Source organism: Bradyrhizobium sp. AUGA SZCCT0177 (assembly GCF_018130125.1).
GTDB lineage: Bacteria > Pseudomonadota > Alphaproteobacteria > Rhizobiales > Xanthobacteraceae > Bradyrhizobium.
This window is the reverse complement of sequence record NZ_JAFCMA010000014.1, coordinates 47782-72642: the sequence shown is the minus strand read 5'-3', so window position 1 is coordinate 72642 and position 24861 is coordinate 47782. Positions and strand designations below refer to the sequence as shown.

Sequence of the window (24861 nt, the reverse complement as noted above, 5' to 3'; positions counted from 1 at the left end):
TGCTCCACCTTTGCCGATTGGTCGCGGGGCGTTACGGCGCGGTTCAAATCCGGGAGGCCGGATGGCCCGGCGTCACGCGAAACGAGGCTATTTCCCGGCCTTGGCGCCGCGCGGCTTGCTGTCGCGCATCAGGCGGTCGAGATGCATGCGGATGTGGGCGGCTTCGGCCGAGGTGTTGGCCAGTGCGATGGCGCGGTCGAAGGCGACACGGGCTTCCTCGTTGCGCCCGAGCTGCATCAGGAAGGCGCCGCGCACGCCGAAGTAATGAAAGTAATTCGACAGCCGCGCCGCCAGCGGCTCGATCATGTCCAGCGCGGCTTCGGGACCTTTCACCTTCGAAACGGCGACAGAGCGGTTGAGCGTCACCACGGGTGACGGCTGCATGATTTCGAGCGCGCCATACAGCAGATCGATCTGGGTCCAGTCGGTATCCTCAGGCTTTTCGGCGCGGGCATGCAGGGCGGATATCGCCGCCTGAATCTGATAGGGCCCGCTGCGGCGATGGCGCATCGCCTTGTCGATCAGCGCCAGCCCCTCGGCGATCATCTTGCTATTCCACAGCGTGCGATCCTGGTCGTCGAGCAGGATCACCGCGCCGTCGGCATCGAACCGCGCCGCGGCGCGCGCGTGCTGCAGCAACAGCAGCGCGGTCAGCCCCATGATCTCGGGCTCGCTCTGGAACAGCCGCAGCAACAGCCGCGCCAGCCGGATCGCTTCCTCGCACAAAGGACTGCGGATCTCGGCGGTATCGCCGCTCGCCGAATAGCCCTCGTTGAAGATCAGGTAGATCATCGCGGCTACCGCAGCCAGCCGTTCGGTGCGCTCCACCGCGCCCGGGGTCTCGAACGGCACATCGGCATCCGCGACGCGCGCCTTGGCGCGGGTGATGCGCTGCTCCATCGCGGCTTCCGAAACCAGGAAAGCGCGCGCGATCTGCTTGACGGAGAGGCCCGAGACGATGCGCAGCGCCAGCGCGATCTGCTGCGTTGCCGGCAAATCCGGATGGCAGCAGATGAACAGCAGCCGCAGAATGTCGTCACGGTAATGCGAGCCGTCGAGCCGCTCGGCGAGTTGCTCCTCGGCGTCGCCGGTATCCGAGATCGCGTGGTCGTCCTCGGGCAGCGGCTCCTGCTTGCGGCCTCGCCTGATGTCGTCGATCGCGACGTTGCGCCCGACCATGATCAGCCACGCCGCGGGATCGCGCGGCGGGCCATTCTGCGGCCAGCTCTTCAGCGCTCGCAGGCAGGCGTTCTGGAAGGCTTCCTCGGCGGTGTCGAGATTGCGGAAATAGCGCAGCAGCGCGCCGACCGCCTGGGGACGCGCCGAGGTCAGCGCGCTATCGATCCAGGCGGTGTCAGTCATTTCGGGGCGCTCCCGGGTGTGAAATGGCCAACTGGACGGATTTCATAGGCGCCACCGGGATTGGCCTTGCCGAGATCGCGCGCGACGTCGAGCGCCGCGTCGAGATTCTCGCAATCGACGACATAGAAGCCGAGCAATTGCTCCTTGGTCTCGGCATAGGGGCCGTCGATCACGACCGGCGGATCGTCCTTGCGCAAGGTGGTCGCCGACGTGGTCGGCAACAGCCGCGCCACCGGGCCGAGCCGGCCCTGCTTGGTGAGCTTGTCCTGCACGACCCGCAGTTTGGTCATGACCGCGGCGTCCTGTTCCTTGGTCCAGGAACCCGTAAAATCTTCGTCGTGGTAGCAAAGGATGGCGTACAGCATGCGACCCGCATCTCCGTTCTCTGTTATGACGAACGATTATGCCTGTAGCCGACAGGGGAGCGAAAGAAATTTTCGGGTGTTCCGTGCCTGTCAGAGACCGACAACCGAAATACCGGCAGGTGCATGACAGCCATGATCGCGGCCGGAATCACGGTGAATTTGGCCGTTGGTATCTCCCTTGCTTGGTGAAAGGAGGCTAGAGGAATGGTTCAATCCATCAGACGGTCACGCTGCGTGGCGATACGAAGGGAAAATCAATGAAAAAAGGGGCGCTTGCGCTGCTGGTGCGTGGCGGGACCGATAACTGGGCAGCGTCGCGGTGGATGAAGCGGTTTGGCGACGTCTGCCCGGATCGCTCCATAGTGGAGATGCCGGATGCGTCGTTCGACCCGGCCGAGGTCCATTACGCCGCGGTGTGGAAGCCGAAGCCCGGGGAGCTCGCCGCGTTCAGGAATTTGCGCATCATCTTCAATCTCGGCGCCGGCGTCGATGCGCTGATGGTGGATTCCACGCTGCCCGACGTGCCGCTGGTGCGGGTCGCGGTCCCCGATTTGACCGAGCGGATGACGGAATATGTCGTGCTGCACGCGCTGATGCATCACCGGCAGGAGCTTTATCTGCGCGAGAGCCAGCGGGTGAAACGCTGGTCGCCGCAGCCGCAATGGGCGGCGGGCGCGATCACGGTCGGCATCATGGGGCTGGGCGCGCTGGGTGCCCATGCCGCCGGCGTCCTCAAACATGTCGGCTTCAAGGTCGTGGGCTGGAGCCGCAGCCCCAAGGAGATCGCCGGCGTCCCCTGCTTTCACGGCGAGCAGCAATTGGAAACGTTTTTGCGGCAGACCGACATTTTGGTCAGCCTGCTGCCGCTAACGACGGATACGCGCGGTATCCTCAATCGCGCCGTGTTCGAAAAACTCAACCGCTCAAGCCCAATGGGCGCGCCGGTCCTGATCAATGCCGGCCGCGGGGCTTCGCAGAACGAGGCGGATATTCTGAGCTGCCTGGAAGACGGCACGCTCGGCGGCGCCTCGCTCGACGTCTACGTCACGGAGCCCTTGCCTGCCGACAGCCCGTTCTGGACCCATCCGAAGGTCGTGCTGACCCCGCACAACGCCGCCGACACCGATCCTGAGGAAATTTCGAAATACGTCGCGCGCCAGATCGAACGCTTCGAGGCCGGCGGCGCGCTGGAGAATGTAGTGGATCGCAAGCAGGGGTATTAGTGGTCGTCGTCCCGGCGAAGGCCGGTGACCCATAGCCACTAGCGATTATTGGTTTGCACGCTGATCGTTGCCTTCTTGTCAGACAACATCCGCCGCGGCGTATGGGTCCCGGCCTTCGCCGGGACGACCAAATCTACCCCCGCACCATCACATCGACCGCGCCGTTGACGAGCGCTTCCAGTTCGGCGCGCGGCATCTGCGCGCGGGCGCGGATTGCGATGGTGTGGATCGTCGCCGACGCGAGATTCGCCAGCACTTGCGGATCGGCGGAGGCGGACAGTTCGCCGCGTTCCTGTGCGATCTTGAACAGCCGCGCAAAGAAGCGGTCCATCTCGACGAGGCCGTTGACCACCAGGGCGCGGATGTCAGGGTCGAACACCGCTTCCGAAGTCGCGGTCATGACCGTGAAGCAGCCGCGCGGGCCGCCTTCGCCCGACAGATACATGTCGAGCGCGATGCCATAGATCCGAAGCAGCATCGGCCGCAGCGGCATGTCGGCCGCAAAGGCTTCGCCCATCCGCGCGCGGGCGCGGTTGCGGTAGCTCTCATAGGTCTTCTTGTAGAGTTCGCGCTTGTCGCCGAACGCGCCATAGAGGCTCGGCCGGTTCATGCCGGTGGCGGCGCTGAGATCGTCGAGCGAGGTCGCGGCAAATCCGTCCTTCCAGAACACATCGAGCGCGCGGGACAGCGCCACGTCGGGCTCATAGGCGCGCGGCCGGCCGCGGCGTTTTGGTGGGGCGCCGCCGGCCGGGGGCTGCGGCTTCGCAGGCTGAGGCTTTGCGGGCTTCAGCAATGCAGCCTCCGGCCGGGCCCGTGGCGCCGGCGGGTTTCTTTTTTGTACCATCTTGCAAATAATCCTTGACGCTTATTTATACTGAGCGGTACATAAATCAAGCTTAGCCGTTACGACCGACTGAACCCAAGCGCAAAAGTGACCCAAGGGAGATTCGTACATGGACCTTTATTTCTCGCCCCTCGCCTGCTCGATGGCAACCAGGATCGCGCTGTATGAGGCCGGCAGCCAGGCCAACTTCATCGAGGTCGACCCCAAGACCAAACGCGTGTTGAAGGACGATTCGGATTTCTACGCCATTAACCCGCTCGGCCTCGTGCCCGTGGTGCGGACCGACGACGGCGTAACGCTGACCGAGAACGCCGCGATCCTGCAGCACGTCGCCGAGTGGTTGTCCGATTCCAATATCGGCGCCAAACCCGGCATCGAACGCTCGAAGCTGCAGCAATGGCTGTGCTTCATCGGCACCGAACTGCACAAGGGCCTGTTCACGCCGCTGCTCGGCAAGACCGTGCCGGCGGAGGTCAAGGCCTATACGCTGGAGCGGTATCTGTCGCGCCTCGACTACCTCAACAAATATCTCGAGGGGCGTGAATTCGTGCTCGACCATTTCAGCGTGGCGGACGCCTATCTCACCACCGTGCTGAACTGGAGCATCGCAACCCCGATGATCGACTTTTCGAAATATCCAGCCGTGAAGGATTATCTCGAGCGGATGAAGAAGCGGCCGAGCGTCGCCAAGGCGCTGGCCGAAGAGTTCGCGCTGTACCAGGCCGAGGTCGCGCGGCACAAGGCGGCGGCGTAAGGCGGAATCTCACCACGAGTCGTCCCGGCGAACGCCGGGACCCATACGCTGCGGCGGGTGTAACTGCAGGCAGTATCTGCCGGCTTTTTTCTTGCGATAGATCACGCGGTATGGGTCCCCCGATGTGCAATTGCACATCTGAGCTCAAGGCCGGGACGACGTGGATGGAGAGTGGCGCCAATCTCACTTCGCCAGCAAACGCGCCTTCATATCCACCATCGCCTGCCCGAACACTTTGGTATCGTCGAGCGCCCGCGCCAGCACCAGCGCGCCCTGAATGGTTAGCAGCGCATCGGCGGATCGCCGCCGCGCGACGCTTGTGCTCAGCCCGGCGCGCCGCAGTGTTTGCGCCAGCGCATCGTTCCAGCGGCTGAAATAATCCTGCACCTGCGAGCTGAAAATATCCCGCGATGCCCCGAGCGCAATCACGCCGACCAGGCAGACGCGGTGCCCCGAGCGGAAATAACGGTCGACACAAGCGGTCATGTCGGCAATCGCCTGTGCGGGATCATCGGACTTGCGCAGGGCCGCGAAGATATTGACCTCGAACCAGTGATCGATCTCGGCCAGGACTTCCGCGGCCATCTGCGCTTTGCCGTCGGGAAAGAAATGATAGAGGCTGCCCTTCCCCAGGCCCGTGGCCTTACCGATCAGCGCCAGCGTCGCGCCTTCATAGCCGTGGCTGCGGAACACCTCCGAGATCAGCGGCAACAGATCGGCGCGTTCGGAAACGGTTTTGGCCATAGCTAGCTAGAACGGGCTCTCGCTCAAGCCCGCGACATCCGCCGGACGCGGTCCAGGCGCGGCCCAATGAAAGCGGCGGTCTTTCTCGGCAATCTCGACATGATTGATGCTGGCCTCGCGCCGGCGCATCAGGCCATGCTCGTCGAACTCCCACTGCTCGTTGCCGTAGGAGCGGTGCCACTGCCCGGCCTCGTCATGCCATTCATATTGAAAGCGCACCGCGATGCGGTTGGCATCGAACGCCCAGAGATCCTTGATCAGGCGGTATTCGTGCTCCTTCGCCCATTTGCGGGTGAGGAATTCGACGATCGCATCACGGCCCTGAAAAAATTCGGCGCGGTTCCGCCAGCGGCTGTCCTCGGTATAGGCCAGCGAGACGCGGACCGGATCGCGCGAATTCCAGGCGTCCTCCGCCATGCGGGCTTTCTGGGCGGCGGTCTCTCGCGTGAACGGCGGCAATGGCGGACGCGACATCAAGTATCTCCAGCTCTGAATAGAGCTCGAGACTGTACCGATCGGTACAGAGAGTCAAGTACTCGGCGAAATTAATCCAGATCGGCCTTCATCAGCTGCCGCAGCGATTTCGGGATCGGTTTTGCGCGGCCCTCGCAGATGAACGCGACGCGCACCTTGGCGGTGACCAGCGCCTCTTCGCCGCGCCGCACCTCCTGCGCCAGCGTGATCGAGGCGCCCTTCACCGCGATCGGCCAGGTCACCACATCGAGCAGATCGTCCATCCGCGCCGGGCGCAGGAAATCGATCTCCATCGAGCGCACCACGAAGGCAAAGCCCGGCGTCTCAGCCTGAGCCTGTTCGAACAGCGCCTGCTGATCGGCACCCATCAGCCGCAGATGATTGGTGCGGCCGCGCTCCATGAAGCGCAGATAATTGGCGTGGTAAACGATGCCGGAGAAATCCGTGTCCTCATAATAGACGCGGACCTGCATGTGATGGCGGCCGTCGCGGACCTCGCCGTCGATGTGGGGCGTCATTTCGACAACTCCCGCTCGATATCCATCCGGCTGTCAAGCACACGAACGATAACAATCTGGTCCGGTTCGACCATGTAGAATGCAGTATAGCCGTCCATTAAAAGTCCTCGCAGCGACGCGCGCAGTTCGCTCCGATCAGGTCCAAGGAAGGGAAACTCGCGGAGTTCATCGAACCGTTGAGAAAATCTGGCCAACATTCGATCGGCGACGACGGGACTGCGTTCAGAGAGATATGAATGAATATCGAGAATATCGGAACGAGCCCGCAACGAAACGACGACCCGCACGACAGCACCTACCCCTGCGCCTTTGCCCGTGCTTGCTTGAGGAAGGCTTCCAAATCCCAGGGAACAACCCTTCCCGCTTCGACGTCAGCCATTCCTTCGTCAATGGCGTCCTTGAGCGCACGGAATTTTCGGGCCTGAGACAGCAAATAATCGGCGGCCTGCTCCTGCATTTCCGCAGGCAGCAGTTCCAGGGCTTCGACAGCTTTTTCGACGGCTGAGGTCATGAAGATAGATTAACATATTTCAGACCGGGTGCACAGGTGCACCGCAGCTCACGCCATTGCGTTTCCGACAACTTATGCCACGGCCGGGCCCTGCCCGCCCAGCGTCACCAGCACGATCTCCGGGGGAACGCCGATGCGGAACGGCATGATGCTGCAGCCGAGGCCACCGGAGACGACGATGTCGTGCTTCATGCGGATGTGGCCATAAGCGAGCCGCTGGCCGGACGGTGCGACTGGCGACCAACCCAGCAACCGCACCTGACCGCCATGGGTATGACCGGAGAGCTGCAGTGACACCCGCGACGGCACGCGCTTGGCGATGTCGGGCTCATGCGCCAGCAGAATGACCGGCGCGTCATCGGTGACCTTCGCCAGCGTGGCGCCGAGATCGTCGACGCCGACCCGCCGCACCGGGCGGAAACGGCGTGCCGGGAAATAGGCCAGTTGATCGCCAAGGCCAGCCAGCCAGAACGGCCGCCCGTCCTTGGTGAGGCGCCTGGCGTCATTGTCGTAAACCGGAATGCCTGACGCCTCCAGCGCGCGGCGGGCGAAGGTGTGCCCCTTGCCTTCGCGCTGCACTTCCTTGTCATCCCACCAATCATGATTGCCGAGAATGGCGTGCACGCCGAGCGGGGCCTTCAGCCCGGCCAGCACCGGCGCCCATTCATCGGCCGGGATGAAGCGCGTCACCTTGCGGTGCCCGGCCACGTAGTCGCCGAGCATGACGATGACGTCGGCCTTCAGTGCGTTGGTTCGTTCAACGATCCCCTGGATGCGGTCGAGCGACATCCAGGGATCGCAGGCGTGCAGGTCGGTGATGACGGCGATCTTGAGCTTGAGATCGGTGGGCCATTGCGGCGGCGCAAGGTTGTATCGCGTGACGCGAAGCTGCAGCGCGGGTTCGGAGAATCCGTAGGCCGTGGTCGTGACGCCGAGGGCGCCCAATCCACCAAAGAATCGAAAGAAATGTCGGCGTGAAATCATGGCTGGTCAATCGTGATGCATCGCAAACATGGGCGGGTATTGAGCCGGAATTGGGGTGCGTTTGTGCAGATCGTCAGCAGTCGCATTAAGGTTACCACCTGTTCTCCCCGACCAGCGCGTCGAGCCGGGCCCTCAATTCGTCGGAGGCGCGGTAGTACCAGACGCCGCCCAAGAGATCTCGAAAACGATCGCTGGCCTGCGCCTCGCGCTCGATGCGGTCGATGGTTTCCATGCTGATGACATCCTCGAGCGGACCGGCGGCGAGCAGCGACAGCAGCGCCGGATTGGTCTCGATCTCGAGGATAGCGACGATCAGATCAATAGCCCTGTCCGGATCCTCACCACGCAGTTCGCTCTCATAATCCATCATCGCAAAGAAATTGTCATCGCGGTCGCAGTCGGATTTCGAATGTTGTTCGACCCAGGCGCGAGCCAGCTCCGGCAGCGTCATGGCTTCGCAATCGAGCGGCTGTTTTGGGGTCCGTCGCGCGATGTCGTCGGCCTTCCAGCCCTTGAGGTCGGCGATCGCCTGGATGCGTTGCTTCAACGGCTTGTTTGGACCGAGCAGAACGCCGCCGAGCAGCCAGCGCAGCCGGGCGTTATTCTTCGCCTCGGCCTCGATCCGGTCGATCACGCTTTCGCCGTGGGCATACATCAGCGACATCATGAACTTTTCATTGAGCTGCATCACGGTCGGTTTGTCGGATTCACTGCGCAGCACTTCAAGCGCAAGATCGAGCGCGCGATCCGGCTTGCGGTGCGGCAGATGATCGAAATAGAGCTTGGCCGCCCAGGCGCCGGAAGTCTGGTCGCGCTTGCTCAGCCGCTGCAGCACAGCCCACAATGAGGCCAGCTCGTCGACAGACATCGCGTTGAGGACGTCGGAATCGTCGGGCGTGCCCAGTTCCGGCGCTGCGACAATGGCCAGCACCTTGGCGTCTTCGGTCGATTTCATCTGGCACTCCACGGCAAAAACAGCCGGTCCCGCGCCGAGGCGCGTCGCCGACTTGTTGATATTTACCGTTAGTGCGTGATTAGGCCGATTCGGTTCGATAGCGTTCAGTCATCGCTGTCACCGCCGCCGAACAGGCCGAACTGCGCCGTATCGCGGGCGGGTTCGGCGAGGCCGAGATGCTTGAAGGCGTGCGAGGTCAACAGCCGGCCGCGCGGGGTGCGCTGGAGATAGCCACACTGGATCAGGAACGGCTCGATGATGTCCTCGATCGCATCGCGCGGCTCCGACAGCGCCGCCGCCATGGTTTCCACGCCGACCGGACCGCCGCCATAGTTCAGCGCGATGGTCGAAAGATATCGCCGGTCCATCGCATCGAGGCCGGCGGCATCGACTTCCAGCGCGCTCAGCGCGTGGTCGGCGATGGCGCGATCGACAGAGGTGGCATCCGCGGCGGACGCAAAATCCCGCACCCGGCGCAGCAGCCGACCGGCGATGCGCGGCGTGCCGCGGGCGCGGCGCGCGATCTCGTTGGCGCCATCAGGCGTCATGCCGATGTTGAGCACGCGGGCGCCGCGGGTGACGATCATCTCCAGCTCTTCCACGGTGTAGAAATTCAGCCGCACCGGAATGCCGAAGCGGTCGCGCAGCGGATTGGTGAGCAGGCCCGCGCGCGTGGTGGCGCCGACGAGGGTGAATTTCGCCAGCTCGATTTTTACGGATCGCGCTGCCGGCCCCTCGCCGATGATGAGATCGAGCTGAAAGTCCTCCATCGCAGGATAGAGCACTTCCTCGACCGCCGGGCTGAGGCGATGGATTTCGTCGATGAACAGCACGTCGCGCTCTTCGAGATTGGTCAGAAGCGCTGCGAGGTCGCCGGCCTTGGCGATCACAGGTCCGGAAGTGGCGCGAAAGCCGACGCCAAGTTCACGCGCCACGATCTGCGCCAGCGTGGTCTTGCCGAGACCGGGAGGGCCGACGAACAGCACGTGATCGAGCGCCTCGCCGCGCTTGCGCGCCGCCTCGATGAAGATCGAAAGGTTTTTGCGCGCCTGCGCCTGGCCGACGAACTCGGACAGCAATTGCGGGCGCAGCGCGGTGTCGCCGACATCGTCGCTGCGGCGTTCGGGGGTGACAATGCGGGACGGCGTGTTCATGCGGCAGTTCTAGCACGATGCAGGGGTTTCGCGAGCCACCAGCACAGGCTGGCCGGAATGACCGCCAGCACGGCAAGGATCGCTGACAGCGACAGCGCCTGTCGTGCAGACCGGACATCCGGCAAAATCACGGCCGATGATTCCGAGGGCACCAAGAATATGCCGAATACGACGAAACCGGCGACGGCAATGGCCGCGGCGAGCCACGCCATCCAGATCATGTTGATGCCGCCATAGACCGCAGCCAGTGCGAATATCAGGCCGGCCGCGACCGATGGCAGGAACGACGCGAGCATCGTCGCCAGTGCAAGCAGCACGATCGCGACAGAGACGATGGTGCGCAGTGCTTCGAGTTCGAGAAGCGCGAGAAACATTTGCAGCAGCGCGGCTCCGAAACCGACCACGATCAGCGAAATCAGCGCCGCAATCGTCAGCGGTCCTGCAATGGAAAAAATCAGGACGATGCCGATCGCGCGCGCGAAACGCCCGGCAACGGCGCCTGCCGAATAGTCGCGACGTTCTGCCGTGACGTTGCGGGAGGGCCTGGTCATGCGGCCGTTTTCGGAAACAATGGCCGGAAAAATGACCGTTCATAACGGATGAAGCAGCGCGTCCGTTTTGCAAAGGCGACCGCCTTCTGGCAGTCGGGATCGGTGCTGGCATCCTTACGATACTGTTCATAGGCCGCGAGGCTCGGAAAGCTGAACATCGCCAAAGCGACGTCGCTCTCGCCTTCGGATGGCAGAAAGTAGCCGTGATGGACGCCGCCGAAGCGCGGCAGCAGCTCCAGCCACATGGCGCCGTACGCCTCGAAATCGGCGAGCTTGTCCGGATCGAGCCGGTAACGCAGATAACACGTAATCATTTTGTAATGCTCCAGCGCAGTTCGCTCACTTCGCGAGTTCCTTCAGGCCCAAGCGGATCAGCTGCGCTGTTTCCGCATTCTCGCCGGCGCTGCGCGAGGCCGACGCGATGGCGGCCGCGGCCTGCGGCTGGCCGTAACCGAGATTGACCAGCGCCGAGATCGCGTCGGTGACCGGGCGCGGCGCGCGGTCGTTGTCGATGGCGCCGGAAAGATGCACCAGCGCCGGATCGACGTTGGCAAAGGCCGGCGCCTTGTCCTTCAATTCGGTGACGATGCGCTCGGCGACTTTCGGGCCGACGCCGGGCGTGCGCGTCACCGCGGCCTTGTCGCGCAGCGCGATCGCATTCGCAAGCTCGGCCGGCGGCAGCGTCGAGAGCACCGCCAACGCCACCTTGGCGCCGACGCCCTGCACGGTCTGCAAGAGGCGGAACCATTCGCGCTCGATGTCACCGCGAAAGCCGAACAACTTGATCTGGTCTTCGCGCACATAGGTCTCGATCGAGAGCACCGCGGCCTCGCCGGGCGCGGGCAGCGCCTGCAGCGTGCGCGACGAACAGTGCACCTGATAGCCGACGCCGCCGACGTCGAGGATCACGTAGTCCTCGCCGTAGGAGTCGATCAGGCCTTTCAGTTTGCCGATCATAGGCCTGCCACCTTCAGCCGCAGCGCCGTGCCGGCGCGGTGATGGGCGTGCGTGATCGCGATCGCCAGCGCGTCGGCGGCGTCGGCGGATTTCGGCTCGGCCTTCGGCAGCAGGATCTTGAGCATGACAGCGATCTGGTTCTTGTCGGCATGACCGGCGCCGACCACGGTCTTCTTGACCTGGTTGGGCGCGTATTCGGCAACCGATATGCCGAACATCGCCGGCGCCAGCATGGCGACGCCGCGCGCCTGCCCGAGTTTTAGCGTTGCGACGCCGTCCTTGTTCACAAAGGTCTGTTCGACCGCAGCCTCCATGGGGCTGTAGTCGCCGAGCACGGCAGCGAGGCCTTCATGGATCGCGAGCAGCCGGCTCGCCAGCGGCAGGTCGTCCGGCGGCTCTACCGAGCCGCAGCCGATGAAGACCAGGCGGTTGCCCTCGGTCTCGATCACGCCCCAGCCGGTGCGGCGCAGGCCGGGGTCGATGCCGATAATCCGGACGGGTTGGCGAATCGGAGGAGATGTCATGGCCTGTGATAACGCCAGAGCACCGTGAACGAAACATAAAGAGAACAGTCATCCCCGCTAAAGCGGTGGGACGTGCCCCGGACGCAACGCAGTGCGCCGCGTTTGCGGCGTGGTGCGTTGCTGAGCCGGGGCCCATCCATCAGCTCATTCTGCGGAGACATGGGTCCCCCGATGCGCAATTGCGCATCTGAGCTCTGCGGAGCAGCGCTCCGCGCTGCACCGCGTCCGGGACACGAGATCCCTACCCGCCCATCTTCGCCATCAGCGCGTCCGAGACTTCGAAATTGGCGTAGACGTTCTGCACGTCGTCGTGCTCGTTCAAATGGTCGATCAGCTTGAGCAGCTTCTCGCCGGTCTCGTCGTCCACCGGCACCGTGGTCTGCGGCTTCCAGGTCAGCGCCGCCTTGCGGGCCTCGCCGAATTTCGTCTCCAGCGCCTTGGCGACCTCGCGAAACGTTTCCTTGGAGGCATAGATTTCGTGGCCGCTCTCGCTCGAGATCACGTCGTCGGCGCCGGCTTCGATCGCCGCATCCAGCATCGCATCGTCGGAGGCCACCTTGGCGTCGTATTCGATGATGCCGGTGTGATCGAACATGAAGGAAACCGATCCGGTTTCGCCGAGGTTGCCGCCGGACTTGGTGAAGTAGGAGCGGATATCGGAGGCCGCGCGGTTGCGGTTGTCGGTCAGCGCCTCGACGATGACAGCGACGCCGCCGGGGCCATAGCCCTCGTAGCGAATCTCGTCGTAGTTCTCGCCCTCGCCGCCGCTCGCCTTCTTCACGGCGCGCTCGATCGAATCCTTCGACATGTTTTCCTGGCGAGCGGAAATGATCGCCGCGCGCAGCCGGGCGTTCATCGACGGATCGGGCTGGCCCATCTTGGCCGCAACCGTGATTTCCCGCGCCAGCTTGCCGAACAGTTTCGACTTCTGGGCATCCTGCCGCCCCTTGCGGTGCATGATGTTCTTGAATTGGGAATGGCCGGCCATGCGGGGTCTCTTGGATTCGTTCGTGAGCGGATTTGGATGAAAACGCGGCCTTATAGGCCGACAACCGGCCAAAATCAAAGATTCACGGCCGTTTTGGTACTTAAGTAGTGCCCCGTATGCCGGAATATCAGGCAGTTGTTAACCATGACTTCATGCCCGGATGAGAGGATGCGCCCCACATTCTCAACTTTTAAGAGCCCTCATGGCGTTCGGTTTATTTCGAAAGCGCGTGCCGGAAGCGACCACGGCTGCCGTCGAGCTTAAGGTTCCGGCGGTTGTGGCTGCGACCGACGCGCCCGCGCCCGAAGGCGATTCAGCCAAGGAAATCCTTGAACTGCTGGAACTCGAACTCGGTGGCATGATCCGCCAGCTCGAGCGCGCGGCCCATTCGGTCGCCGGGGGCGCCGAGGCGACCGCGGCCACACTGACCACCATCCGCCACCGCACTGACGCCCTGACCGGCCGCACCACCGCAGCCCAGTCTACCGCGACCACTTTCTCGCAGGCCGCCGACAAATTCACCCATTCGGCCCAGGGCATCGGCGAGCAGGTCCGCGATGCCGGCAAGCTCGCCGACCAGGCCAGCGAGGCCGCCCGCGAAGCCAGCGCCAATGTGGACCGGTTGCGCGAATCGTCCGCGGCGATCGGCAACGTCGTCAATCTGATCGCGCAGATCGCAAGGCAGACCACGCTGCTGGCCCTCAATTCCACCATCGAGGCCGCGCGCGCCGGCGAAGCCGGGCGCGGCTTTGCCGTCGTCGCCACCGAGGTGAAGGCGCTCGCGGTGCAGACCCAGAACGCCACCGAGGAAATCACCAGGAAGATCGAAGCGCTGCAGCGCGACGCCGCCGGCTCGGTCGACGCCGTGCATCGGATTTCGCAGGCGATTAAATTGATCCGGCCGGTGTTCGACAACGTCAACGGCGCGGTCGCCGAGCAAAGCCAGACCACCGGAGAAATGTCCGACAATGCCGCCTCCGCGTCGCGCTTCATCGTCTCGGTCGGCGAAAGCGCCTCCGAGATCGGCGTCGCGACCAAGGAAGCCGAAGCGCATGGTGAAAACGTCGCCAATGCCGGAAGGGCGGTCACGACCTTTGCGCAGAAGCTCAAATCGCGCTGCGCGGTGCTGCTGCGCCAAAGCGAGCGCCAGGGCCAGCGCAAACAGGAAAAGCTGCCCTGCAGCCTCCAAATCGAAATCCAGACTCCGCGCGGCCTGATCACGGCGCCGGTCTACGAGATTTCGATCGACGGCATCCTGATCAGCGGTCCCGACGCCGAAAAGCTGACGCCCAACCAAAGCCTCGACGCCACGCTGCCGGATATCGGCGCCTGCAAAATTCGCATCAGCGAGCGTTCCAAGGCCGGCGCGCAGGCGCAGTTCGAGCGGCCGAACGCCGCTTTGCGCGAGGCGATCGAAGACAAATTGTGGGCGATCCACGACGAGAACACCGAGTTCGTCACCCGCGCCATGGAAGCAGGCGCCGCGTTGACCAGGATTTTCGAGCAGGGCGTCGCCAGCGGCGCGATCTCGATCGAGGACATGTTCGACACCAACTATGTCGAAATATCCGGCAGCAACCCGGTGCAGCACCGCACCAAAATTCTGGACTGGGCGGACCGCGCGCTGCCACCGTTCCAGGAAGCCTTCCTCGCCAAAGACAAGCGCATGGCGTTCTGCGCTGTCATCGACACCAACGGCTATCTGCCGGTTCACAACAAGATCTATTCGCATCCGCAACGTCCGGGCGACGTCACCTGGAACACCGCCAACAGCCGCAACCGCCGCATCTTCAACGATCCCGCGGGCCTCGCCGCCGGCCGCAACCAGCGCGCCTACCTGGTGCAGAGTTACGCCCGCGACATGGGCAACGGCAACACCGTGATGATGCGCGAGATCGACGTGCCGATCCGCGTCAAGGGTCGGCACTGGGGCGGCTTCCGCACGGCCTACCGGCTCTAGATTCTTGATTGACGCGTTTTCCCGACGCGAACCGGTATCAACCCCCGGATCAAGTCCGAGGGCATGCTTCGCTCGAAAATGCGCCAGTTCGCTCTCAGGCAAGACTCCAAGGCGCGAATCGCGTTCTAGACTTGGAATTGGAATGCGCTCGCCGCGGTGGGCCGGTCATCGGCTCTGATTGGAGAAAGCTCGAGCATGTCCTTTGTGCAGCGTGCGGTCCTGGACACTCACTCCAACCAGACACTGGCCGAACGCCTCATTGACCAGCTTGCCGACCGCATCGGCGGGCTCGGCGTGGAACTTGCCGATATCGCCGGCAACGTCCAGGAGGTCGCCAGCCGCGTCGCGAACCAGTCGGACCGGTTCCACCACTTGCAGAAGACGGCCCAGACGATGGTCTCGGCCAACCGCGACATCGCCAATGCATCGCAGGCGGTGCAATCGACCACGTCCGCAGCCGTCGGAGAGATCGTTCAGTCGCGCAGCGCGGTGGATACGGCCGTCAAGCACATCGCCGAACTCGTCGACGCGGTCGGCCGTATCGAGGCCCGGCTCAGCGCCGTCGGCTCGGCCCTGTCGCAGGTTGCAAAAGTTTCCGGCTCGATCGAGGCGATTGCGAAACAGACTAACCTTTTGGCGCTCAATGCCACGATCGAGGCGGCGCGCGCCGGAACCGCCGGCCGTGGCTTTGCCGTGGTCGCGAACGAGGTGAAGAGCCTGGCGGAGGGGACGCGCCAGGCCACGCAGCAGATTTCCGAGACCATGCGCGATCTCGACGGCCAGATCGGCAGCCTGATCGGCGAGAGCAGCGACGCCTCGCTCCGCGCCAAGAGCGCTGGTGAAGGCGCACAGCAGATCAGCGGCATCATCGCGCGCGTGCACCAGGGCATCGCGTCCGTAGGCTATGAGATCGACGGCGTCGCCAAGGCCGCGACGTCCAATCTCGGCCATTGCGACCGCGTGATCGAGGAACTCGGCCAGCTTGCCCAGGGCGTCGATTTGTCCTCCAGCGAGCTGAAGCAGGCCGACGGACGGGTGGCGAAGCTGCTCGAACTGTCGGAAGGCCTGATCGCATTGATCGCCGACAGCGGCGTCGAGACTTCGGATGCGCCGTTGATCCGCGTGGTGATCGACACCGCAAAGCAGATTTCCGACGCGTTTGAGGCCGCCGTCGCGCGCGGCGAGATCACGGTCGAGCAGTTGATGGACGAGAAATACCGCGAAATAACAGGTACCGATCCGAAGCAATATCTGACCGACTATGTCGCCTTCACCGACCGCGTGCTGCCTTCCATCCAGGATCCGATCCAGAAGAGCGATCCGCGCATCGTGTTCTGCGTCGCCTGGGCCAAAGGCGGCTATCTGCCGACCCACAATCCGAACTACCGCCTGCCGCAGGGGCCCGACCCCGTCTGGAACAACGCCAATTGCCGCAACCGCCGCCTGTTCAGCGATCGCGCGGTGAAGAAGGTGGCGGCGAACACAAAACCGTTCCTGCTGCAGACCTACCGCCGCGACATGGGCGGCGGCAATTTCGTATTGATGAAAGACCTCTCCTCGCCCATCCACGTGCGCGGCCGCCATTGGGGCGCCTTCCGCATGGGTTTCCGGCAATCCTGAACGACAGACGTCAAAACGCCTTGCCCGGCGCGCGCTGTCACACCCCTGACATGCGCATTTGAAACTAACGGTGATGCCGTGCATTTCCTTTTGCGCTTCCCTGGGCGGAGTATTCTGATGACCGAAAAACCAGTCAATGGCTCCATCCATGATCGCATCCACGCGGAAATGATGGACAGTTTCGACGAGGAACTGGAACTCGAGATCGACGACGACCGCCTCGACGCGCTGACCAACGAATTCGAAAGCCATTCCGCCGAGGAGACCGTCGACCGCCGGCTTTATTTCAAGGAACTGTTCCGCCTGCAGGGCGAACTGGTCAAACTGCAGAGCTGGGTGCAGCACCAGAAGCTGAAAGTGGTTGTCATCTTCGAGGGACGCGATTCTGCCGGCAAGGGCGGCGTCATCAAGCGCATCACGCAGCGGCTGAACCCGCGGGTCTGCCGGGTCGCCGCACTGCCGGCGCCGAACGAGCGCGAACGCACCCAATGGTATTTCCAGCGTTACGTCTCGCATCTGCCGGCCGGCGGCGAGATCGTGCTGTTCGACCGCAGCTGGTACAACCGCGCGGGCGTCGAGCGGGTGATGGGATTTTGCACCGAAGCCGACGTCGAGGAATTCTTCCGCTCGGTGCCGGAATTCGAACGCATGCTGGTGCGTTCCGGCATCGTCCTGATCAAATACTGGTTCTCGATCACCGATGAGGTACAGCATCTGCGCTTCACCATGCGGATCCACGATCCCCTGAAGCAGTGGAAGCTCAGCCCGATGGACGTGGAAGCGCGCAGCCGCTGGGAGCAGTACACCAAGGCCAAGGAAGCGATGCTGGAGCGCACCCATATCGCCGAGGCGCCGTGGCACCTGGTCGAGGCCGTCGACAAGAAGAAGGCGCGGCTGAACTGCATCGCCCATCTGCTTGAACAGATTCCCTACAACGAGGTCCCGCAGACCCCCGTCATCCTGCCGCCGCGCGTGCGCAATCCGGATTACCAGCGCGGTCCGGTCCCGCCGGAGATGTACGTACCGGCGCGCTACTGAGCGCGTACCGCTAATCCGGCAAACCCGCGTCCGGACCGCTGGCCCGGATTCTAGCGCAGGGCTGCGGGCAATTCGAAGCCCTTGTACTCGCGCAGCAGCATCGCCTTGAGCACCGGCATTTCCGGCTTGGCGTCGGGCCCGGGCAGCGGATTGCTGTCCGCCTTGATGAAATCCGGTGGCGTCCCCGGCAATTTGTAGAGATTGAAACCGTTCCGCCGCACCGCGAAATCGGCCTGCAGATAGCCGTCTGCCATCATGCTGCCGGCAGGCGCGAGGTAGAAGCCGTCCTCACGATAGGGCCCGAGCATCGAATAGGTCTTCGAGCCTTTCCGGACGCCGCTGAGCTGGCTGCTCAACCTGACCAGTTCGGTTTCGCGGCCGTCGATATTCACATAGACCCGGCGCAGCGGCAGCTCGGCAGCGTCCTGCGTCACCACGCTGACGAGTACGAGCACATGCTTGGCCAGCGCGCGGTGTTCCTCGGGACTGGAAGCCCAGGAGAAGTCCACCGAGGATCCTCTTGCCGCACCCTTCGGCGCGACCTTCGCCGTGTTGATCGCGGACTTCTCCAGTCGCCCGGTCATGTCTTGCAGCGATACCGGGTCCTGCGATACCGGGCGCTGGGTGAGCTCTTGCGCGGACGCCGCCTGCGACAGCAACAACGCCAGCAGGAGGAACAGAAACCTTTGCATCACACCTTCTCGTAACCCGGTTCAGTGGCCGGTCCAAAATCCCGGCACTGCCGGCTCCAGCCTGCCGCCCGCCCGCACTGGCGCTATTCGCAGCGCCAGTCCGGTGGCATCGTCGGTTTCGACCGCGACCCCGCTTAGTGTCGCCACACCAAACGCCGGTTCGAATCGGCCGGAGGGAATGCCGGTGACGAAGCGGTGCAGCGGCTCTTCCTTCTGCATGCCGATGATCGAATCGTAATCGCCGGTCATGCCGGCGTCGCTCATATAGGCGGTGCCGCCGGGCAGCACCTGATGATCGGCGGTGGGCACATGGGTATGGGTGCCGACCACGAGGCTGGCGCGGCCGTCGCAGAAAAATCCCATGCCCTGCTTCTCGCTGGTCGCCTCGCCATGAAAATCGACCACGATGGCATCGGCGGCCTCGCGCAGCGGACAGGCGTCGAGCTCCTTGCCGACCGCGTTGAAGGGATCGTTCAGCGGCTCCATGAAGACGCGGCCCATGGCGTTGATGACCAGCGCACGCTTGCCGTTCTTGGTATCGATCAGGGCGGCGCCGCGGCCCGGCGTATGGCGCGGAAAGTTCAAGGGGCGGATCAGGCGCGGCGCGCGCTCGATGAACACCAGCGCCTCCTTCTGATTCCAGGCGTGGTTGCCGAGCGTGACCGCATCCGCACCGGCGTCGAGGAAATCCTGATAGATCGCCTCGGTGATCCCGAAGCCGCCGGCCGCGTTCTCACCGTTGACGATGACGAGATCGAGCGACCAGTCTCTGACCATGCCGGGGAGATGCTCGGAAATGGCGGTGCGGCCGGTCTTGCCGACGACGTCACCGATGAAGAGGATGCGCAAAATTCAGCTCCGGAAATCGAACACTTTCTTTTCCGTTAGCACAAAATCCAGCGCCACGTCGTGCGGCTGGGCCGGAACCGCCTTTATTTGCTGCACGGCAAACGCAGCACCGACGGCGACAATGGCTTTCGCCTTGCGCAAATGCTCCAGCGTGAAATCGTAATGTCCGGCGCCATAGCCGATCCGGTGCCCCGCGGCGTCGAACGCCGCCAGCGGCACCAGCATGATGTCGGGAATGAGTTCAGCGGCCGCCGGCGACGGTTCGAGAATGCCGAGCGGCCCTAACATCAGCCGGTCGTTGGGGGACCACGCCCGGAACGCCAGCGACTTGCCGCGCGCCATCACGGCCGGCAGCGCCAGCCTGGCGCCCGCTTCCGCGAGCTTGCGCATCAACGGCGCCGGGTCGATCTCGCTGCGGATCGGCGAATAGCCGGAGACAACCATTCCGGGCGCGATCTCGAACGGCAGTTTACGCTTGGCGAGGGCTTGCGCCGCGTCGGCGCGCTGCTCGTCGCTCAATGCATCGCGCTTTGCCAAAGCGGCAGCGCGAAGTTCTGCTTTCGAAGCACTTGCCGTCATGCAGCGTTCTGTTCCGCCGAACATCGCCCGCGAAGACGGACGAAGCGAAAGTTGCAGGGCCTAGGTGGTGAAGCCGGTAGAGTAAAAGCTCGACGCAAAAATCAACCGAAACAAAAGTGCGAAGCCGTAATGGCCGTTGAAGCACTCGATCCCGGAGTTCCCTACGAAAGTAGGTGGGCACCATATGACCGGATCCACGGACCCGGCCAGGGACAGTTCCCGGAAGGATCGATAAGGCCCCGGGGATATATGGCTTCTGACGCGCAACACAGCTTCGCCCTGCCAATGTAGCTACGATGCGGCCAAACCGCCAGCGTTAAGCGTGAGTTTTCAGCGTTTTCCGGGATCGCCATCGGACATAAGGTAAAAGCCCTTCGACGTAATCAGCCATTTGCCATCGATGCAGTGCCAAGTCAGATAATCCACGAATTCCATCGTAGCGATCTGCACGCGCGCCTTCACGAAGGCCATATCCGCGGAAGCAAAATCCATCTGCAGGATCTCATCGGCGCGAGCGGCGCCAAGCGACTTCGGCGATTGGCGCTTATCGAGGACGTTTTTGTAGGTCTCCATCGACCACGACATCATCTGCCCGTCGCGAAATCCGTGAAGGTGGGCGGTGGATCGAAAGACCTCAAGGAGGTGCGACGTGTCGCAATCGTACATAAGGTCGAAATATTTCTGCACGGCCTGAGTCAGGCTGGTTCGGCTAGCAGGGCTCACGGCGGGCGCGGTCAACTCTTGAAAAACCACGCCTTGAGAAGTTGGGGTCATCGAAGCCTCCGTTTGACGGATGAACAGGACCAGCCGCCGCACCTGAGGTCAGGGCATTTCAACTGGCCCGCTTCCGTTACGCCGGCGGCACGACCGGTAGCAAATTCATAATATGTAGTTCCAATATTCCATATCGGTCACTTCGCGATGACGAGCGAAAGCGCCTGCTCGATGTCATCAAGCGGTCGAGACAACCGTCCCAATTGAAGCCGGCGAATGAACCATGTCGAGACCGCAGGCTGAAAGTCGGGGACATGAAATGTCTTGATCTTTCGCTTGCCCGCAACCGCATTCAATTGGCTCACGGGCAACAGCCCAAAGCCAGCGCCGCGCGCGACGACCGATAGCTGCAGATCCTTGCTGAACGCTTCGACGATCACCTTCGGCGGCCCGGCGCCCTCGCGCTCAAGCGCCTGTGTCAGGGCCGTGCGATAGCCGCAGCCTTCCGGCTGAATCACCCAGCCGATTTCATTCATCGCCCGCAGCGAGCGCCAGCGCGTCGGCGAAAGATTGGCAGCACCCATGATTCGTACCTGCTCCTTGCCAAGTCGGCGCGCCGGAAGTTCGCTTCTTGGCTTGCCCTCGGTGAGCAGCGAAATCACTGCAGCGTCGAGAGCTCCGCTATGCAATCGCTCGATCAAGGCTCCGGCCCAGTCGATGGAAATCTGGAGGGTGAGATCCGGAAACGTGGATCGCAACAAATCCAGCGGGCGTTCTGCGACAAGCTCAGCCAGCACGTGAGCGGCACCGATACGCAACACGCCGCTCGGTGCCGCCGCGGGCGAGAGAGCCTCGGAAAACGCGTCCGTCGCACGGAGGACACGTTGCCCATGCTCAAGCGCGACCCGACCATCGTGCGTCAGAATCAGGGGCTTGGTCTGTCGGTCAAACAACGTCGCGCCGAGATCGAGCTCAAGCCGCTGAACCAGCCGCGACACCGCAGACTGCGTCATATGCAACTGTCTGGCGGCGCCCTGGATCGACCCGACCCGCGCCACCGTCACAAATGTAAGAATCTCGTTCAGGTTCACGAAAGCCTCCCGTCACGAACATTCCATTTCGGTAACATCTCCGGCAATGACTTGCAAAAACCGAATGGAGGACGGGATGCGGCATTGCGAACCAGCTGGTCGCGTGAATGCGCGCCTGACGACAAGCTCCGCGAAGCAATCCATGGGTCATCAAGACAGGATGGGTTGCTTCGTCGTTGTGCTCCCCGCAAAGGCGGATAAGCCTGCGGCGGGCAACGTCCTACCCGATCGCGACGCCGCCGCCGATGGTGCGGTTCAGCATCTGCGTGGTCTTTTCGATGCGGTCGGCTGCGGCATTGAGCGCGTTGGCGACCGCGGTCTGCGTCGTTCGGGCGCGATCGGTGGCTGCGACGCGCACATTGCGCAAGGCGTCGAGTTCTTCCTCGAGCGCACGGATACGCTGGTTGGCGTCGAGCAGTTCGTCGCACACGGTGAGCGCCGCCATCACGGTAAGCCGCGCATCGCCGATCTCGCCGAACTTGCCGCGCAGCGATTCGACGCGCGCTTCGAGGTTCTCGGCGAGCTTGAGCAGACGCACTTCCTGCCCTTCCTCGCAGGCCATGCGGTACTGCCGGCCGTTGATGGTGACGTTGATGTGGCTCATGAGCTTTCTCCGGCGTCCAGCACGGCGCGGATGGTGCCGATCGCGGCGTCGAGTTTTTCCGATATCTCGCGGTTGGTGCGCTCCAGCCGCCGGGTCTTCACCAGCGAGCCGTCGAGTTCGTCGGCCAGGCGCGAGCGATCGGCGCCGAGTGCCTGGATCCGGCTCGCGAGTTCATTCTCGTCACGGTCGGCATCGCGCCGCCGCTCGGCCGCAGCTTCCAGCGCATCGAGCGCCGCCATCAGCCGCCGGGTTGCAGCGTCGATGTCGGCAAAGGCGAGCTCGGGGTTGCCGGCCCCGTTGGCGGGACGATCGCTCATGAGAGACAGCGCGCACCTTCGGTTAAGCCGGCCGCACAGCAAAATCTGCGGTTCGGCAAGCGGTTAGGCCGCTAAATTTACGTGGCAAGCGAGGACAGCGCAACGCCCGCGCGAAGCTATGCACCGGTAGATCGGGACGACCGGTCATCCCGATCTACCGGTCTTGTCTGAGCATGACCTCTTCGGAAAACCGGTCTCCACTTTTCCGGGTCATGCATTAAGCAACCTTTCGCACCGGATTGGCGTTTCCTTGCCTTGGACTCCGGGATTTGAGGTGCTATCCAGCCCAGACTTCCCTAGGCCAAAGCCCTCGTATTGCGGCCCTTCCCGGTACGCACCCCGCAACCAAGCACCTCATTTCAGGCGGATTTTCATCATGACGCAGGTCGATCATTCCCGTATGGCCAATGCGATCCGTGGCCTCGCCATGGATGCCGTCGAGAAGGCGAAATCCGGCCATCCCGGCCTGCCGATGGGCGCCGCCGACATCGCGACCGTGCTGTTCACCCAGTTCCTGAAATTCGATGCCGCCGAGCCAAAGTGGCCGGACCGCGACCGTTTCGTTCTCTCGGCCGGGCACGGCTCGATGCTGCTGTATGCGTTGCTGTACCTGACCGGCAACAAGGACATGACGCTCGACCAGATCAAGAATTTCCGCGCATTGGGATCGCTGACGCCGGGTCACCCCGAGAACTTCCACACCAAGGGTATCGAGACCACGACGGGTCCGCTCGGCCAGGGCATCGCAACGTCGGTCGGCATGGCGCTGGCGGAGAAGATGCTCGCCGCCGAGTTCGGCAAGAAGGTGGTCGGCCATCACACCTATGTGCTCGCCTCCGACGGCGACCTGATGGAAGGCGTGTCGCAGGAAGCGATCGCGATGGCCGGTCACTGGAAGCTCAACAAGCTGATCGTGCTGTATGACGACAACGGCATTTCGATCGACGGCCCGACCTCGATCGCCGATTCCGTCGACCAGGTGAAGCGCTTCAAGTCGGCCGGCTGGGCCGCCGAACTGATCGACGGTCATGATCCGAAGGCGATCGCAGCCGCCATCACCCGTGCCCAGAAGTCCAACAAGCCGTCGATGATCGCCTGCAAGACCACCATCGGCTTCGGCGCACCGACTCGCGCCGGCACTGCAAAAGCCCATGGCGAGGCGCTCGGCGCCGAAGAACTGAAGGGCGCCAAGGAAAAGCTCGGCATCTCGCTCGAGCCGTTCTCGGTGCCCGACGACGTCCTGAAGGCGTGGCGCGCCGCCGGCAGCCGAGGCGCCGCTGCGCGCCAGGAATGGGAAGGCGTGTTCGGCGAACTGGGTCCGCGCAAGCGCGCCGAATTCGAGCGCCGGCTGCGCCATGAGCGCCCGGCCTCGCTCGCCAAGGCGCTGCGCGACCACAAGAAGAAGCTGCTCGAGACGCCGCAGAACGTCGCGACCCGGAAATCCTCGGAATCGGCGATCGAGGCAATCGCCGGCGCAATGCCGATGGAATTCCTCGCCGGCTCGGCCGATCTGACCGGGTCCAACAACAACAAGGCAAAATCGGCTGTCGCGTTTTCCGCCAAGACGCCGAAGGGCCGCTTCATCCATTACGGCATCCGCGAGCACGGCATGGCCGCGGCCATGAACGGCGTCTTCCTGCATGGCGGTTTTGCGCCCAATGGCGCCACCTTCCTAGTGTTCACCGATTACGCGCGGCCGGCAATGCGGCTCGCGGCGCTGATGGGCGCGGGCGTCGTCTATGTCATGACCCATGATTCGATCGGGCTGGGCGAAGACGGACCGACGCATCAGCCGGTCGAGCATCTGGCGGCGCTGCGGGCGATTCCCAACATGCGCGTGTTCCGGCCCTGCGACGCCGTCGAGGTCACCGAATGCTGGGAGCTCGCGCTCAACCGCATCGACGGCCCGACCGTGCTGGCGCTGACGCGCCAGAACCTGCCGCAATTGCGCGCGACCGCCCCGAACGACAATCCCTGCAGCCACGGCGCCTATGAACTGGTCGCCGCCCAGGGCGAGGCAAAGGTTTCTCTGTTCGCCTCCGGATCCGAGGTCGAGATCGCGGTCGCCGCCCAGAAGCAGTTGGCCGAACGCGGCATCGCGTCGCGGGTGGTTTCGGTGCCCTCGCTCGAATTGCTGCTGGCGCAGCCGGCGGACCGCCAGAAGGCCGTTATCGGCAACGCGCCGGTCAAGATCGCGATTGAGGCCGCGGTGCGCTGGGGCTGGGACGCCGTGATCGGCCAGGATGGTGAATTCATAGGCATGCACGGCTTCGGCGCCAGCGCGCCCGCCAAGGACCTTTACAAGCACTTCGGGATTACCGCCGAGGCTGCGGTTAACGCTGCCCTGAAGCGCCTCTAGAACCTTGTCGGTTCTGATTGAATCAGAACCGAAGCTCTAGACTCTTGTTTTGACGCGTTTTCCTTCGCTCGAAAACGCACTATTGCCCGTTTCCGAAGTTCGCGCGCCATTTGCGGCCCTGCGAACTTCG

Annotated in this window: 29 protein-coding genes and 1 other RNA gene; 6 read left to right on the top strand and 24 right to left on the bottom strand. The window is 63.4% G+C overall.

Annotation, left to right across the window (positions count from 1 at the left end; genetic code table 11):
* Positions 1–87 precede the first annotated feature (87 nt).
* Positions 88–1362 carry an RNA polymerase sigma factor gene (locus tag JQ597_RS17935; RefSeq protein WP_212265570.1) on the bottom strand — a complete coding sequence of 425 codons (1275 nt, stop codon included), beginning with the start codon at positions 1360–1362 and terminating at the stop codon, positions 88–90.
* Positions 1359–1727 (bottom strand): YciI family protein, encoded by a 369-nt coding sequence (locus JQ597_RS17930; protein ID WP_192736849.1) that lies wholly within the window; start codon positions 1725–1727, stop codon positions 1359–1361. The genes JQ597_RS17935 and JQ597_RS17930 overlap by 4 nt, the downstream gene beginning before the upstream one ends.
* A 257-nt stretch (positions 1728–1984) precedes the next feature.
* Here JQ597_RS17930 and JQ597_RS17925 point away from each other — a divergent pair, with 257 nt between their 5' ends.
* Positions 1985–2950 carry a 2-hydroxyacid dehydrogenase gene (locus JQ597_RS17925; protein WP_212265569.1) on the top strand — a complete coding sequence of 322 codons (966 nt, stop codon included), beginning with the start codon at positions 1985–1987 and terminating at the stop codon, positions 2948–2950.
* A gap of 133 nt (positions 2951–3083) precedes the next feature.
* Here JQ597_RS17925 and JQ597_RS17920 read toward each other — a convergent pair whose 3' ends face one another.
* Positions 3084–3794 (bottom strand): TetR/AcrR family transcriptional regulator, encoded by a 711-nt coding sequence (locus tag JQ597_RS17920; RefSeq protein WP_212265568.1) that lies wholly within the window; start codon positions 3792–3794, stop codon positions 3084–3086.
* A gap of 109 nt (positions 3795–3903) precedes the next feature.
* On the opposite strand from JQ597_RS17920, the gene JQ597_RS17915 reads away from it, so the two are divergent.
* On the top strand, positions 3904–4548 hold the full coding sequence (locus JQ597_RS17915) for a glutathione S-transferase family protein (RefSeq protein WP_212265567.1): 645 nt from the start codon (positions 3904–3906) through the stop codon (positions 4546–4548).
* Between the two features lie 183 nt (positions 4549–4731).
* On the opposite strand, the gene JQ597_RS17910 is transcribed toward JQ597_RS17915, so the two are convergent.
* The 13 genes from JQ597_RS17910 to JQ597_RS17850 all read right to left on the bottom strand — a co-directional run bounded on the left by JQ597_RS17910 (position 4732) and on the right by JQ597_RS17850 (position 12908).
* A complete protein-coding gene (locus JQ597_RS17910) occupies positions 4732–5292 on the bottom strand; it encodes a TetR/AcrR family transcriptional regulator (RefSeq protein ID WP_212265566.1) in 561 nt (186 codons plus the stop codon).
* A 6-nt stretch (positions 5293–5298) separates the two neighbouring features.
* Positions 5299–5766 carry a nuclear transport factor 2 family protein gene (locus JQ597_RS17905; protein WP_212265565.1) on the bottom strand — a complete coding sequence of 156 codons (468 nt, stop codon included), beginning with the start codon at positions 5764–5766 and terminating at the stop codon, positions 5299–5301.
* A 71-nt stretch (positions 5767–5837) separates the two neighbouring features.
* Positions 5838–6284: a tol-pal system-associated acyl-CoA thioesterase gene (gene ybgC / locus JQ597_RS17900; RefSeq protein WP_212265564.1), complete on the bottom strand. Its 447-nt coding sequence runs from the start codon at positions 6282–6284 to the stop codon at positions 5838–5840.
* The gene (locus tag JQ597_RS17895; protein ID WP_212265563.1) at positions 6281–6571 is read right to left on the bottom strand and encodes a type II toxin-antitoxin system RelE/ParE family toxin; all 291 of its coding nucleotides are present in this window, start codon (positions 6569–6571) and stop codon (positions 6281–6283) included. Before JQ597_RS17895 ends, ybgC begins: the two co-directional genes overlap by 4 nt.
* Positions 6572–6579: 8 nt before the next feature.
* Positions 6580–6795: a hypothetical protein gene (locus JQ597_RS17890; protein ID WP_212265562.1), complete on the bottom strand. Its 216-nt coding sequence runs from the start codon at positions 6793–6795 to the stop codon at positions 6580–6582.
* A gap of 72 nt (positions 6796–6867) precedes the next feature.
* Entirely contained in the window at positions 6868–7779 is a 912-nt protein-coding gene (locus JQ597_RS17885; RefSeq protein WP_212265561.1) for a metallophosphoesterase, read from the bottom strand.
* A gap of 91 nt (positions 7780–7870) precedes the next feature.
* Positions 7871–8734, bottom strand: coding sequence for a DUF6869 domain-containing protein (locus JQ597_RS17880; RefSeq protein ID WP_212265560.1), 864 nt, complete (start codon positions 8732–8734; stop codon positions 7871–7873).
* Between the two features lie 104 nt (positions 8735–8838).
* Entirely contained in the window at positions 8839–9888 is a 1050-nt protein-coding gene (gene ruvB, locus JQ597_RS17875) for a Holliday junction branch migration DNA helicase RuvB (RefSeq protein ID WP_212265559.1), read from the bottom strand.
* On the bottom strand, positions 9885–10439 hold the full coding sequence (locus JQ597_RS17870) for a hypothetical protein (protein WP_212265558.1): 555 nt from the start codon (positions 10437–10439) through the stop codon (positions 9885–9887). The genes ruvB and JQ597_RS17870 overlap by 4 nt, the downstream gene beginning before the upstream one ends.
* The gene (locus JQ597_RS17865) at positions 10436–10753 is read right to left on the bottom strand and encodes an NIPSNAP family protein (RefSeq protein ID WP_212265557.1); all 318 of its coding nucleotides are present in this window, start codon (positions 10751–10753) and stop codon (positions 10436–10438) included. The genes JQ597_RS17870 and JQ597_RS17865 overlap by 4 nt, the downstream gene beginning before the upstream one ends.
* A gap of 25 nt (positions 10754–10778) precedes the next feature.
* The gene (ruvA, locus tag JQ597_RS17860) at positions 10779–11396 is read right to left on the bottom strand and encodes a Holliday junction branch migration protein RuvA (RefSeq protein WP_209837862.1); all 618 of its coding nucleotides are present in this window, start codon (positions 11394–11396) and stop codon (positions 10779–10781) included.
* On the bottom strand, positions 11393–11920 hold the full coding sequence (gene ruvC, locus JQ597_RS17855) for a crossover junction endodeoxyribonuclease RuvC (protein ID WP_212265556.1): 528 nt from the start codon (positions 11918–11920) through the stop codon (positions 11393–11395). The genes ruvA and ruvC overlap by 4 nt, the downstream gene beginning before the upstream one ends.
* 241 nt (positions 11921–12161) lie before the next feature.
* Complete coding sequence (locus tag JQ597_RS17850) at positions 12162–12908, bottom strand: YebC/PmpR family DNA-binding transcriptional regulator (protein WP_212265555.1); 747 nt, start codon at positions 12906–12908, stop codon at positions 12162–12164.
* A 202-nt stretch (positions 12909–13110) separates the two neighbouring features.
* Between JQ597_RS17850 and JQ597_RS17845 the strand changes: the two genes are divergently transcribed.
* From JQ597_RS17845 to ppk2, 3 genes are all read left to right on the top strand, one after another.
* Positions 13111–14868, top strand: coding sequence for a methyl-accepting chemotaxis protein (locus tag JQ597_RS17845; RefSeq protein ID WP_212265554.1), 1758 nt, complete (start codon positions 13111–13113; stop codon positions 14866–14868).
* A 195-nt stretch (positions 14869–15063) separates the two neighbouring features.
* Positions 15064–16488: a methyl-accepting chemotaxis protein gene (locus tag JQ597_RS17840; RefSeq protein ID WP_212265553.1), complete on the top strand. Its 1425-nt coding sequence runs from the start codon at positions 15064–15066 to the stop codon at positions 16486–16488.
* Between the two features lie 117 nt (positions 16489–16605).
* Positions 16606–17526 (top strand): polyphosphate kinase 2, encoded by a 921-nt coding sequence (gene ppk2, locus JQ597_RS17835; RefSeq protein ID WP_212265552.1) that lies wholly within the window; start codon positions 16606–16608, stop codon positions 17524–17526.
* Positions 17527–17576: 50 nt separating this feature from the next.
* On the opposite strand, the gene JQ597_RS17830 is transcribed toward ppk2, so the two are convergent.
* From JQ597_RS17830 to JQ597_RS17795, 8 genes are all read right to left on the bottom strand, one after another.
* On the bottom strand, positions 17577–18218 hold the full coding sequence (locus JQ597_RS17830; RefSeq protein ID WP_212265551.1) for a hypothetical protein: 642 nt from the start codon (positions 18216–18218) through the stop codon (positions 17577–17579).
* A 21-nt stretch (positions 18219–18239) separates the two neighbouring features.
* Positions 18240–19067: a TIGR00282 family metallophosphoesterase gene (locus JQ597_RS17825; RefSeq protein ID WP_192736867.1), complete on the bottom strand. Its 828-nt coding sequence runs from the start codon at positions 19065–19067 to the stop codon at positions 18240–18242.
* Between the two features lie 3 nt (positions 19068–19070).
* Positions 19071–19646 carry a 5-formyltetrahydrofolate cyclo-ligase gene (locus tag JQ597_RS17820; protein WP_212265550.1) on the bottom strand — a complete coding sequence of 192 codons (576 nt, stop codon included), beginning with the start codon at positions 19644–19646 and terminating at the stop codon, positions 19071–19073.
* Positions 19647–19763: 117 nt separating this feature from the next.
* Positions 19764–19924, bottom strand: a non-coding RNA gene (gene ssrS / locus JQ597_RS17815) — 6S RNA.
* A 52-nt stretch (positions 19925–19976) separates the two neighbouring features.
* The gene (locus JQ597_RS17810) at positions 19977–20420 is read right to left on the bottom strand and encodes a nuclear transport factor 2 family protein (RefSeq protein ID WP_212265549.1); all 444 of its coding nucleotides are present in this window, start codon (positions 20418–20420) and stop codon (positions 19977–19979) included.
* Between the two features lie 137 nt (positions 20421–20557).
* Positions 20558–21451, bottom strand: a complete 894-nt coding sequence (locus JQ597_RS17805) for a LysR family transcriptional regulator (protein WP_212265548.1) — start codon at positions 21449–21451, stop codon at positions 20558–20560.
* A gap of 220 nt (positions 21452–21671) precedes the next feature.
* Entirely contained in the window at positions 21672–22055 is a 384-nt protein-coding gene (locus tag JQ597_RS17800) for a cell division protein ZapA (protein ID WP_212265547.1), read from the bottom strand.
* On the bottom strand, positions 22052–22372 hold the full coding sequence (locus JQ597_RS17795; protein ID WP_192736870.1) for a DUF4164 domain-containing protein: 321 nt from the start codon (positions 22370–22372) through the stop codon (positions 22052–22054). The genes JQ597_RS17800 and JQ597_RS17795 overlap by 4 nt, the downstream gene beginning before the upstream one ends.
* A gap of 376 nt (positions 22373–22748) precedes the next feature.
* Here JQ597_RS17795 and tkt point away from each other — a divergent pair, with 376 nt between their 5' ends.
* Positions 22749–24731 carry a transketolase gene (gene tkt / locus JQ597_RS17790; protein WP_212265546.1) on the top strand — a complete coding sequence of 661 codons (1983 nt, stop codon included), beginning with the start codon at positions 22749–22751 and terminating at the stop codon, positions 24729–24731.
* Positions 24732–24861: the final 130 nt, after the last annotated feature.

Bases quoted from the DNA above. Each gene is read 5' to 3' on its own strand.
- JQ597_RS17935 (WP_212265570.1), bottom strand. From the start codon at position 1,362: ATGACTGACACCGCCTGGATCGATAGCGCGCTGACCTCGGCGCGTCCC.
- JQ597_RS17930 (WP_192736849.1), bottom strand. From the start codon at position 1,727: ATGCTGTACGCCATCCTTTGCTACCACGACGAAGATTTTACGGGTTCC.
- JQ597_RS17925 (WP_212265569.1), top strand. From the start codon at position 1,985: ATGAAAAAAGGGGCGCTTGCGCTGCTGGTGCGTGGCGGGACCGATAAC.
- JQ597_RS17920 (WP_212265568.1), bottom strand. From the start codon at position 3,794: ATGGTACAAAAAAGAAACCCGCCGGCGCCACGGGCCCGGCCGGAGGCT.
- JQ597_RS17915 (WP_212265567.1), top strand. From the start codon at position 3,904: ATGGACCTTTATTTCTCGCCCCTCGCCTGCTCGATGGCAACCAGGATC.
- JQ597_RS17910 (WP_212265566.1), bottom strand. From the start codon at position 5,292: ATGGCCAAAACCGTTTCCGAACGCGCCGATCTGTTGCCGCTGATCTCG.
- JQ597_RS17905 (WP_212265565.1), bottom strand. From the start codon at position 5,766: ATGTCGCGTCCGCCATTGCCGCCGTTCACGCGAGAGACCGCCGCCCAG.
- ybgC (WP_212265564.1), bottom strand. From the start codon at position 6,284: ATGACGCCCCACATCGACGGCGAGGTCCGCGACGGCCGCCATCACATG.
- JQ597_RS17890 (WP_212265562.1), bottom strand. From the start codon at position 6,795: ATGACCTCAGCCGTCGAAAAAGCTGTCGAAGCCCTGGAACTGCTGCCT.
- JQ597_RS17885 (WP_212265561.1), bottom strand. From the start codon at position 7,779: ATGATTTCACGCCGACATTTCTTTCGATTCTTTGGTGGATTGGGCGCC.
- JQ597_RS17880 (WP_212265560.1), bottom strand. From the start codon at position 8,734: ATGAAATCGACCGAAGACGCCAAGGTGCTGGCCATTGTCGCAGCGCCG.
- ruvB (WP_212265559.1), bottom strand. From the start codon at position 9,888: ATGAACACGCCGTCCCGCATTGTCACCCCCGAACGCCGCAGCGACGAT.
- JQ597_RS17870 (WP_212265558.1), bottom strand. From the start codon at position 10,439: ATGACCAGGCCCTCCCGCAACGTCACGGCAGAACGTCGCGACTATTCG.
- JQ597_RS17865 (WP_212265557.1), bottom strand. From the start codon at position 10,753: ATGATTACGTGTTATCTGCGTTACCGGCTCGATCCGGACAAGCTCGCC.
- ruvA (WP_209837862.1), bottom strand. From the start codon at position 11,396: ATGATCGGCAAACTGAAAGGCCTGATCGACTCCTACGGCGAGGACTAC.
- ruvC (WP_212265556.1), bottom strand. From the start codon at position 11,920: ATGACATCTCCTCCGATTCGCCAACCCGTCCGGATTATCGGCATCGAC.
- JQ597_RS17850 (WP_212265555.1), bottom strand. From the start codon at position 12,908: ATGGCCGGCCATTCCCAATTCAAGAACATCATGCACCGCAAGGGGCGG.
- JQ597_RS17845 (WP_212265554.1), top strand. From the start codon at position 13,111: ATGGCGTTCGGTTTATTTCGAAAGCGCGTGCCGGAAGCGACCACGGCT.
- JQ597_RS17840 (WP_212265553.1), top strand. From the start codon at position 15,064: ATGTCCTTTGTGCAGCGTGCGGTCCTGGACACTCACTCCAACCAGACA.
- ppk2 (WP_212265552.1), top strand. From the start codon at position 16,606: ATGACCGAAAAACCAGTCAATGGCTCCATCCATGATCGCATCCACGCG.
- JQ597_RS17830 (WP_212265551.1), bottom strand. From the start codon at position 18,218: ATGCAAAGGTTTCTGTTCCTCCTGCTGGCGTTGTTGCTGTCGCAGGCG.
- JQ597_RS17820 (WP_212265550.1), bottom strand. From the start codon at position 19,646: ATGACGGCAAGTGCTTCGAAAGCAGAACTTCGCGCTGCCGCTTTGGCA.
- JQ597_RS17810 (WP_212265549.1), bottom strand. From the start codon at position 20,420: ATGACCCCAACTTCTCAAGGCGTGGTTTTTCAAGAGTTGACCGCGCCC.
- JQ597_RS17800 (WP_212265547.1), bottom strand. From the start codon at position 22,055: ATGAGCCACATCAACGTCACCATCAACGGCCGGCAGTACCGCATGGCC.
- JQ597_RS17795 (WP_192736870.1), bottom strand. From the start codon at position 22,372: ATGAGCGATCGTCCCGCCAACGGGGCCGGCAACCCCGAGCTCGCCTTT.
- tkt (WP_212265546.1), top strand. From the start codon at position 22,749: ATGACGCAGGTCGATCATTCCCGTATGGCCAATGCGATCCGTGGCCTC.